Below are 9,107 nucleotides of genomic sequence, written 5' to 3'. Positions count from 1 at the left end.
GGGCTTGTCCCGCGAAAGGGCCGCAAAGCGGCCCCAAAAATCTCAAGGGTTACCCGCAGTAAAGTCGGGCAACCCGCTGATCGGCCGGTCGAACCGGTAAGGTATCGACTCCAGCGCCAACCCCACATTGCGCTGCACCACAAAATGCAGGTGCGGGCCTGTGCTGTTGCCAGTATTGCCCGACTTGGCCAGCATCTGCCCCTGGCGTACCCGCTGCCCCTCCGCCACCACCACCGAACCACGCATCAGGTGCAGATAAACGCCCATGGTGCCGTCCGGGTGCAGGATCCTGACAAAGTTGCCCGAGGGGTTGGGCTCGCGCCCGCTCTGGCTGTTCTGCGTCTTCACCACCACGCCTTCCCGCGCCGCGATGATGGTAGTGCCTTCAGGCATGGCGAAATCCATGGCGTAGCGCCCTTTGGGCCCAAAATGGCTGACACGGCCGTTGGGGCCTTGGGTGACGCGGAACGGCCCGCCGACCCAGGGGAACGCATACCGGAAGCCCTGAGGCCGCTTGCCAGGGTCCCCCATGGCCTGGAGCAGGGTCGAGCGGTAGTTCAGCAGCAGCCCGGGGCGCCCCCTGAGCACGCTGAGCATTTGCGTGGTGCGCGGCGGCAGCAGCCGGCGCACGATACGCGGGGCATCGCCGCCTTGGGCGTTCACCAGGTTGTCCAGGCGTAATTCGACCTCTACCGGCACATGCAGCTCGTTGCGTGCCGAAAAGCTCACGCCGCCGTCGAAGGTTTTCGCGTTCAGCAGCACTTGGCCTTCGAGCGTTTCGACCATGGGCTCGCGCAGCACCAAGGGTTTGGCGCCAGGGCCTGGCCGGTCGGTATAGGACACGACACCGAAATCGTCGGTGATTTTATAGAGCGTCACACCCAGGCTCGACGCCGAGGCCATGAGCAATGCACAGAACAGCAGCAGGCGGGCGGGCATGATAGTGGCTTTTTGACAGTTATGATCTGTCGAAGCCTAGCAGCGCGTTTTGAGGCAGGTATTGCAGTTGGTCGGATGGCTCAGGGCTGCGCGGGCTTTTTGTAGGAGCGGCCTTGTGTCGCGATAGGGCTGCGGCAGCAGCCCCAGGATTTCAGCTTCGCCGCATGAATTGCCGGCTCAGGCGCCGGGTGTGAAGTGTTTCTGCGCGGTGCCGCGGGCAATCAGGCGCGACAGGTAATCAAGCTTCTGGGCGTCCTGGTCAACAAACTTGAAGGTCAACTGCAGCCAGTCGCTGTCGGGCTTGGGCTCCAATGCAGCAACGGCGTGCAGGTAGCCGTTCAGGCGGGCGACTTCGGCGTTCTCGCCCTGCTCCAGGTCCAGCACGGCGCCCTCCAGCACCTGCGGCAGCGCTTCGTTGCGGCGTACCACCAACAGCGCCTCTTTCAGGCTCAGCGCCTTGATCACGCACGGTTGCATGCCGCTGGCCAGGCGCAACTGGCCTTGGCCCCGCCCCGTCGGCGCGGGGGCTGGAGGCGTAGGTGCAGTGACCAATGGCTTGGCAGCCACTGGCGCCGATGGGGGGGCCGTCACCTTGGCTGCCTCTGGCTTGCCACCTGTCAGGGCACTCAAAGAATCGTTGGCGAATGCCGGGTTGGCCCGCGCCGGGCCGATGGCCATCAGGCTGTCGAGCTTACCGATCCTGGTCAGCGCTTTTTTCACCTTGGTCAGCAGTTGTTCATTGGTGAACGGCTTGCCAACAAAGTCGGAAACGCCCGCCTGGATCGCCTGAATGACGTTTTCCTTGTCGCCACGGCTGGTCACCATGATGAACTGCAGGTTCTTCAGCGCTGGCTGCTGACGGCACCAGGTGAGCAATTCCAGGCCGGACATTTCCGGCATTTCCCAGTCACACAGGACCAGGTCGAAGGCTTCCTTGCCCAGCATGGCCATGGCCTTGCGACCATTGATGGCGTCGTCGATGGCCATGCCCGGGAAGGCATTGCGCAGGCACTTGCGGACCAGGTCACGGATAAACGGGGCGTCATCCACGACCAGCACATTCACTTTACTCATCAATACTCCTTCTGAATCCCGACTAGCCTACTGCCAAATAATGGCCATTTGCTACAACCTGGTCACGCCGGGACTTCTTCACATCGTTCGCGGGTGCCTGCCGGCTCCTCGACCGCAAACGAAAACGCCCGGCCAAGGCCGGGCGTCGAAGCTCGGGAGCAACCTTACTTATCGTCAGATTCGCCCGGAACATTAGCCTTTTCGCCGTCGGCGACAGCGGTACCCTGCACTTCTGCCGTCATCCGCTTGAGGCCCATGTGGCGCACGTCGGTGCCGCGCACCAGGTAAATCACCAACTCGGAGATGTTGCGGGCATGGTCACCGATACGCTCCAGCGAGCGCAGCGCCCAGATCACGCTCAGTACCCGCGAGATAGAGCGCGGGTCTTCCATCATGTAGGTCACCAGCTCGCGCAGGGCAGTCTTGTACTCGCGGTCGATGGTCTTGTCGTACTGGGCTACCGACAATGCCAGGTCGGCATCGAAGCGGGCAAAAGCATCAAGCGCATCGCGGACCATGTTGCGCACCTGGTCGCCAATGTGGCGCACCTCGACGTAGCCGCGCGGCGACTCGCCTTCTTCGCACAGCTGGATGGCGCGGCGAGCAATTTTGGTGGCCTCGTCACCAATGCGCTCAAGGTCGATCACCGACTTGGAGATGCTGATGATCAGGCGCAGGTCGGAGGCCGCCGGCTGGCGACGGGCGAGGATGCGCACGCATTCCTCGTCGATGTTGCGCTCCATCTGGTTGATCTGTTCGTCGACTTCGCGCACTTGCTGGGCCAGACCCGAGTCGGCCTCGATCAGCGCTGTAACCGCGTCATTGACTTGTTTTTCCACCAGACCACCCATGGCCAGCAGGTGGCTGCGCACCTCTTCGAGCTCGGCGTTGAACTGCTGGGAAATATGGTGAGTAAGGCTTTCTTTGTTGATCATCGTTCGCTCCGCGAAGAGGCTTCAAGCTTCAAGTAGTTCGTGTCATTCCCTGTGGGAGCGGGCCGCGTGGCTGCTAGCCGTAGCGACCGGTGATGTAGTCTTCGGTCTGCTTCTTCGCCGGGTTGGTGAACAGGGTATCGGTGTCACCGAATTCGACCAGTTTGCCCATGTACATGAATGCGGTGTAGTCCGAAACCCGGGCCGCCTGCTGCATGTTGTGGGTCACGATGACGATGGTGTACTTGGCTTTCAATTCGTAGATCAGTTCTTCGACCTTCAGGGTCGAGATCGGGTCCAGTGCCGAGCACGGTTCGTCGAGCAACAGCACTTCCGGCTCCACGGCAATGGTGCGGGCGATGACCAGACGCTGCTGCTGGCCACCGGAAAGGCCTAGCGCCGACTCGTGCAGGCGGTCCTTGACCTCGTCCCACAGGGCCGCGCCCTTGAGCGCCCACTCCACGGCTTCGTCAAGCACACGCTTTTTGTTGATGCCCTGGATACGCAGGCCGTAGACCACGTTCTCGTAGATGGTCTTGGGGAACGGGTTGGGCTTCTGGAACACCATGCCCACACGGCGGCGCAGCTCGGCCACGTCTTCGCCCTTGCGGTAAATGTTGTTGCCGTACAGGTTGATGGCGCCTTCCACACGGCAGCCATCAACCAGGTCGTTCATCCGGTTGAAGGTGCGCAGCAGGGTCGACTTGCCGCAGCCGGAGGGGCCGATGAAGGCGGTTACGCGCTGCTTGGGAATGTTCATGCTGACGTCGAACAGCGCCTGCTTGTCGCCGTAGAACAGGCTCAGGCCCGGCACTTCGATGGCCACGGTTTCTTCGGCCAGGTGCAGGCTCTGCTTGTTGCGGCCCAGGGCAGACATGTCGATGCCGTGGGTATGAGAATCTTGCTGCATGGTCAACTCCATACGCTGTCAATTCGTTTCAAAGGGCCGCCCGGCTCACCGGGGGCACGCTTGCAATCAGGCTCAGCTGTCCAGCGCCTTGTACTTCTCGCGCAGGTGGTTGCGGATCCACACGGCCGACAGGTTGAGGGAAGCGATCACCAGCACCAGCAACAGTGCCGTGGCGTACACCAGCGGCCGCGCGGCCTCGACGTTCGGGCTCTGGAAGCCGACGTCATAGATGTGGAAGCCCAAGTGCATGATCTTCTGGTCCAGGTGCAGGTAGGGGTAGTTCCCGTCCACTGGCAGCGACGGCGCCAGCTTCACCACACCCACCAGCATCAGCGGCGCCACTTCACCGGCAGCGCGGGCCACGGCGAGGATCATGCCGGTCATCATGGCCGGGCTTGCCATGGGCAAGACGATCTTCCACAGCGTCTCGGCCTTGGTCGCGCCCAAGGCCAGCGAGCCCTCGCGCACGGTACGCGGAATACGCGCCAAACCTTCTTCGGTGGCCACGATCACCACCGGAACAGCCAGCAGTGCCAGGGTCAACGATGCCCACAGCAGGCCGGGGGTACCCAAGGTCGGCGCCGGCAGGGCTTCGGGGAAGAACAAGCGGTCTATCGAGCCACCCAGCACGTAGACGAAGAAGCCCAGGCCGAACACACCGTAGACGATCGCCGGCACGCCAGCCAGGTTGTTCACTGCAATACGGATCAGGCGGGTCACCGGACCTTGCCGTGCGTATTCGCGCAGGTACACAGCGGCCAGCACGCCGAACGGGGTGACGATTACGGCCATGATCAGGGTCATCATCACGGTACCGAAAATGGCCGGGAAGATACCGCCTTCGGTGTTGGCCTCACGCGGGTCATCGCTGAGGAACTCCCAGACTTTGGCAAAGTAAGTACCCAGCTTGTTGAAACCGGACATGCCGTTCGGCTGGATGGCGTGCACCACCTTGCTCAGGTTGATCTCCACTTCACGGCCGTTGGCGTCGCGGGCCACCAGGCTGTCGCGGGCGAACGCCTGGTGCAGGCCGCTCAAGCGGTCTTCGATGGCTTTGTAGCGGCTGTTCAGCTCGGCGCGGTCGGCGTCCATGTCGGCCTGGGCGGCGGCGTCCAGCTTGCCGTCCAGTTCCAGCTTGCGGGCCTGCAGGCGCAGGCGCTCAAGGCCATGGTTGATGGCACCGATGTCCTTCTTCTCCAACTGCTGCAGCTCACCGTTGAGCTGGTTGGCGCGCTTTAGGCGGGCCTGCAGTTCGTGCCACGCAGCAGGGCCTTCGGCAACTACGCGGCCCTCTTCCTTGACGCTGACCAGGTAGCCATAGAAGTTGCCCCACTCGCGGCGCTCCAGGGCGATCAGGTCGGCCGGGCGCTGTTCATCGACCAGCCAGTCGCCGACCACCCAGGTGAAGTCGCTGCCGTTGAGGTCGCGGTTACCCACCTTCATCAGCTCGCGGGTCATGAACTCCGGGCCCTGGTCCGGTACCGGCAGGCCGGCCCCCTTCAGGCGGGCACGGGGTACCTCTTCCTTTTGCACCACTTCGCCGATGACGACATGGTCAGCCTGGCCCGGCACCTTGTAGGTGGCCTGGACAAGATCGGCCGGCCAGAAGTGGCCCAGGCCGCGCACGGCAATCACCGCCAGCAGGCCGACGGTCATGATCACCGCCATGGCCACGGCGCCGCCGCTCATCCAGACGCCAGGGGCGCCGCTCTTGAACCAGCCTTTGAGGGAATCCTTTTTCACGGATCGCTACCTTTCTATCAAAGCGACGAGTATTTCTTGCGCAGACGCTGGCGAATCAGCTCGGCCAAGGTGTTCATGACGAACGTGAACATCAGCAGCACCAGGGCGGCCAGGAACAGCACGCGATAGTGGCTGCCACCGACTTCCGATTCCGGCATTTCCACGGCCACGTTGGCGGCCAGGGTGCGCATGCCCTCGAACAGGTTCATCTCCATCACCGGGGTGTTGCCGGTGGCCATCAGCACGATCATGGTCTCACCCACCGCACGGCCCATGCCGATCATCAGCGCCGAGAAGATACCCGGGCTGGCGGTGAGGATGACCACGCGGGTCAGGGTCTGCCAAGGCGTCGCACCCAGGGCCAAAGAGCCCAGGGTCAGGCTGCGCGGCACGCTGAATACGGCATCCTCGGCAATGGAGTAGATGTTCGGGATGACCGCAAAGCCCATGGCGATACCCACTACCAGGGCGTTGCGCTGGTCGTAGGTGATGCCCAGGTCGTTGGTGATCCATAGGCGCATGTCACCGCCGAAGAACCAGTTTTCCAGGTGCGGGCTCATGGTCAGGGCGAACCAGCCGGTGAACAGGATGACCGGTATCAGGATCGCAGCTTCCCAACCATCCGGCACACGCAGGCGGATCGACTCCGGCAGGCGGCTCCAGGTGAAGCCGGCCAGCAGGATGCCGAACGGCATCAGCAGGAACAGGCTGAACACGCCAGGCAGGTGGCCTTCGAGGTACGGCGCCAGGAACAGGCCGGCGAAGAAGCCGAGGATTACCGTCGGCATGGCTTCCATCAGCTCGATCACCGGTTTGACCTTGCGGCGCATGCCCGGGGCCATGAAGTAGGCGGTGTAGATGGCGGCGGCAATGGCCAGCGGGGCGGCCAGGATCATCGCGTAGAACGCGGCCTTCAGCGTACCGAAGGTCAGCGGCGAGAGGCTCAGCTTGGGCTCGAAGTCAGTATTGGAAGCAGTCGATTGCCAGACGTATTTCGGCTCGTCGTAGTTCTCGTACCACACCTTGCCCCACAGTGCGCTGAAGGAAACTTCAGGGTGCGGGTTGCGCAGGCTCAGCGGCAGCAGCTTGCCGCCCTCTTCGATGATGATACGGTTGGCGCGCGGCGACAGGGCCAAGGTGCCCGGGCCTTCGGCAGCAGGCTCCACCAGCAGGGTGCGGTGCGCCGTGCTGTGGAACACGCCCAGCTTGCCGTCAGCGTCCAGGGCGATGAAGCCTTTGCGGCGCTCTTCGGCGTCGATCTGCACCACCGGGGCCTTGCCCATCTGGAAGGTACGGATCTGCTTGAAGCGCGACTCGCCGTCGGGGTCACGGGCCATGAACCATTGGGCCAGGCCACCTTTGGAATCACCAATGATCAGCGAAATGCCGCCGACCAACTGGGCGCTGGCGGTAATTTCAGTGTCAGCGCTTTCGGCCAGTTTGTAGCGGCCGTTGAGGCTCTTGTCACGCAGGCTGAACACGTCGGCGGTGGCGCGGCCGTTGATCACGTAGAGCCACTGCTGCCGGGGGTCGATGAAGATGTTCTTCACCGCTTCTGTCATCTGCGGCAGCACGATACGGTTCTGCTCGGTGGTGACCTCTTCGGTCATCATGTTTTCGGTGCGCGTCAGCTGGAGCACCTGCAGATGCGCGCCGGTGGACCCGGCCAGTACCAGGGTGTCGCCATTGACGTTGACGTTGACGTGCTCCAGCGCACGGCCCTGTTCGTCGAGCACGAACGGCTGCTCGCCGTACGGGTAGTCGATGCCGGGGGTGATGGTTTTCTTGTTGTCCGGGTAGGTGATCTTGTAGGTGTGGTGGAACACCAGCGCCTGACCATTGGACAAACCCAGCACCACCAGCGGGCTGCCCGGCTGGTCGCTACTGATCGACGTGACCTGGGCGTCTGACGGCACGGGCAGGTCGACCCGCTTGAGCTCGTTACCCGTTTTGGTATCGAAGAACAATGCCTGGCCCTTGTCCGAAACCCGCATCCCCACAAGGTTCTGTTCTTCAAGCGCAATCATCAGCGGCTTGCCGGCATCCTGCTGTAGCCAGGCCGGCGCCAAGGCTTGCTTACGGGTCAGCTCGGCGCCCTGGAACAGTGGCAACACCACATAGGCCAGGTAGAAGAAGATCAGGGTGATTGCCGCCAACACGGCAAGCCCGCCCACCAGGACGTACCAGCGGGTCAGGCGGTCCTTGAGCGCACGCATGCGGCGCTTGCGTTGCAACTCGGGCGTATTGAAATCAATGCGCACGGGCTGGGAGTTTTGGGTCATGTTGGAATTGGCCAGATCATTCATGCGCACACCCTAGCGGTCCCGTGTGACAAAAACATTACAAAGTGGTGACGCGCGAAAGCCCGCCGCACAGTGAACCTGGCTTCGGACTGGAAATTCGTGGAAGAGGCCGGGCATCAGCACCGGCCCCCTCTTCAGTTACTTACTTCTTTGCGACGTTACCGGCGTGGGACAGGCCCAGGTCAGCCAGGGTCTTGTCGACGACTTTGGCCGGCAGCGGGATGTAGCCATCTTTCACCACGACCTGCTGGCCAGCTTGCGACAGTACCAGCTTGACGAACTCGGCTTCCAGCGGCGCCAAAGGCTTGTTCGGGGCCTTGTTGACGTACACGTACAGGAAGCGCGACAGCGGGTAGGTGCCGTTCAGGGCATTGGCTTCGTTGTCTTCAACGAACTCGCCGCCTTCTTTCTTGGCCAGGGCTACGGTCTTGACGCTGGCGGTCTTGTAGCCGATACCCGAGTAGCCGATGCCGTTCAGCGAGGAGCTGATCGACTGCACGACCGACGCCGAGCCAGGCTGTTCGTTCACGTTAGGCTTGAAGTCGCCTTTGCACAGGGCTTCTTCCTTGAAGTAACCGTAGGTGCCCGATACCGAGTTGCGGCCGAACAGCTGGATTGGCTTGTTGGCCAGGTCACCGGTCACACCAACGTCGCCCCAGGTCTTGATATCAGCCTTGCCACCGCACAGGCGGGTGGAGGAGAAGATGGCGTCGACCTGGGCCATGGTCAGGCCTTTGATCGGGTTGTCCTTGTGCACGAACACGGCCAGGGCGTCGACGGCAACCGGGATGGCGGTAGGCTTGTAGCCGTACTTCTGCTCGAAGGCCTGCAGCTCGACGTCCTTCATCTTGCGGCTCATCGGGCCGAGGTTGGCGGTGCCTTCGGTCAGCGCGGGTGGCGCGGTGGAAGAGCCGGCAGCCTGGATCTGGATGTTTACGTTCGGATATTCCTTCTTGTAGGCCTCGGCCCACAGGGTCATAAGGTTCGCGAGGGTATCGGAACCGACGCTGGAGAGGTTGCCCGAAACACCGGTGGTTTTGGTGTAGGTCGGGATTGCAGGATCGACAGCGGCTACCGCGTTGGCGGTTGCAACGCCAGCGGCGGCAAAGGTAAGGGCCGCCATCAAACGCTTCAGTTTCATGCCTTGCTCCTAGCAGGAATATTGGGGTGTTGGATGGAACGGGCCCAAGTATCGGCAGGCCGCAT

At 62.4% G+C, this 9,107-nt stretch carries 7 protein-coding genes; all 7 read right to left on the bottom strand.

What is annotated here, in order from left to right; translation table 11 throughout:
- Positions 1-42 precede the first annotated feature (42 nt).
- Positions 43-939 (bottom strand): peptidoglycan DD-metalloendopeptidase family protein, encoded by an 897-nt coding sequence (locus ACK1VC_RS03770; protein ID WP_016489844.1) that lies wholly within the window; start codon positions 937-939, stop codon positions 43-45.
- Positions 940-1,116: 177 nt separating this feature from the next.
- On the bottom strand, positions 1,117-2,013 hold the full coding sequence (locus ACK1VC_RS03765; protein ID WP_070086516.1) for a response regulator: 897 nt from the start codon (positions 2,011-2,013) through the stop codon (positions 1,117-1,119).
- 164 nt (positions 2,014-2,177) lie between these two features.
- Positions 2,178-2,948 carry a phosphate signaling complex protein PhoU gene (gene phoU, locus ACK1VC_RS03760; RefSeq protein WP_016489846.1) on the bottom strand — a complete coding sequence of 257 codons (771 nt, stop codon included), beginning with the start codon at positions 2,946-2,948 and terminating at the stop codon, positions 2,178-2,180.
- 73 nt (positions 2,949-3,021) lie between these two features.
- The gene (pstB, locus tag ACK1VC_RS03755) at positions 3,022-3,855 is read right to left on the bottom strand and encodes a phosphate ABC transporter ATP-binding protein PstB (protein ID WP_016489847.1); all 834 of its coding nucleotides are present in this window, start codon (positions 3,853-3,855) and stop codon (positions 3,022-3,024) included.
- Between the two features lie 72 nt (positions 3,856-3,927).
- The gene (gene pstA / locus ACK1VC_RS03750; protein WP_191087915.1) at positions 3,928-5,544 is read right to left on the bottom strand and encodes a phosphate ABC transporter permease PstA; all 1,617 of its coding nucleotides are present in this window, start codon (positions 5,542-5,544) and stop codon (positions 3,928-3,930) included.
- 71 nt (positions 5,545-5,615) lie between these two features.
- Positions 5,616-7,904 (bottom strand): ABC transporter permease subunit, encoded by a 2,289-nt coding sequence (locus ACK1VC_RS03745; RefSeq protein ID WP_191087110.1) that lies wholly within the window; start codon positions 7,902-7,904, stop codon positions 5,616-5,618.
- A gap of 139 nt (positions 7,905-8,043) precedes the next feature.
- Positions 8,044-9,042, bottom strand: coding sequence for a phosphate ABC transporter substrate-binding protein PstS (locus ACK1VC_RS03740; RefSeq protein WP_016489850.1), 999 nt, complete (start codon positions 9,040-9,042; stop codon positions 8,044-8,046).
- Between the last annotated feature and the right edge of the window lie 65 nt (positions 9,043-9,107).

Source organism: Pseudomonas sp. XP2 (assembly GCF_053557975.1).
Note: the sequence above shows the minus strand (reverse complement) of the source record. Positions and strands in the feature narration are given on the sequence as shown.

Excerpts from the sequence above, each read along its gene's own strand:
- ACK1VC_RS03765 (WP_070086516.1), bottom strand. The coding sequence starts at position 2,013 with ATGAGTAAAGTGAATGTGCTGGTCGTGGATGACGCCCCGTTTATCCGT.
- pstB (WP_016489847.1), bottom strand. The coding sequence starts at position 3,855 with ATGCAGCAAGATTCTCATACCCACGGCATCGACATGTCTGCCCTGGGC.
- ACK1VC_RS03740 (WP_016489850.1), bottom strand. The coding sequence starts at position 9,042 with ATGAAACTGAAGCGTTTGATGGCGGCCCTTACCTTTGCCGCCGCTGGC.
- ACK1VC_RS03745 (WP_191087110.1), bottom strand. The coding sequence starts at position 7,904 with ATGAATGATCTGGCCAATTCCAACATGACCCAAAACTCCCAGCCCGTG.
- ACK1VC_RS03770 (WP_016489844.1), bottom strand. The coding sequence starts at position 939 with ATGCCCGCCCGCCTGCTGCTGTTCTGTGCATTGCTCATGGCCTCGGCG.
- phoU (WP_016489846.1), bottom strand. The coding sequence starts at position 2,948 with ATGATCAACAAAGAAAGCCTTACTCACCATATTTCCCAGCAGTTCAAC.
- pstA (WP_191087915.1), bottom strand. The coding sequence starts at position 5,544 with ATGAGCGGCGGCGCCGTGGCCATGGCGGTGATCATGACCGTCGGCCTG.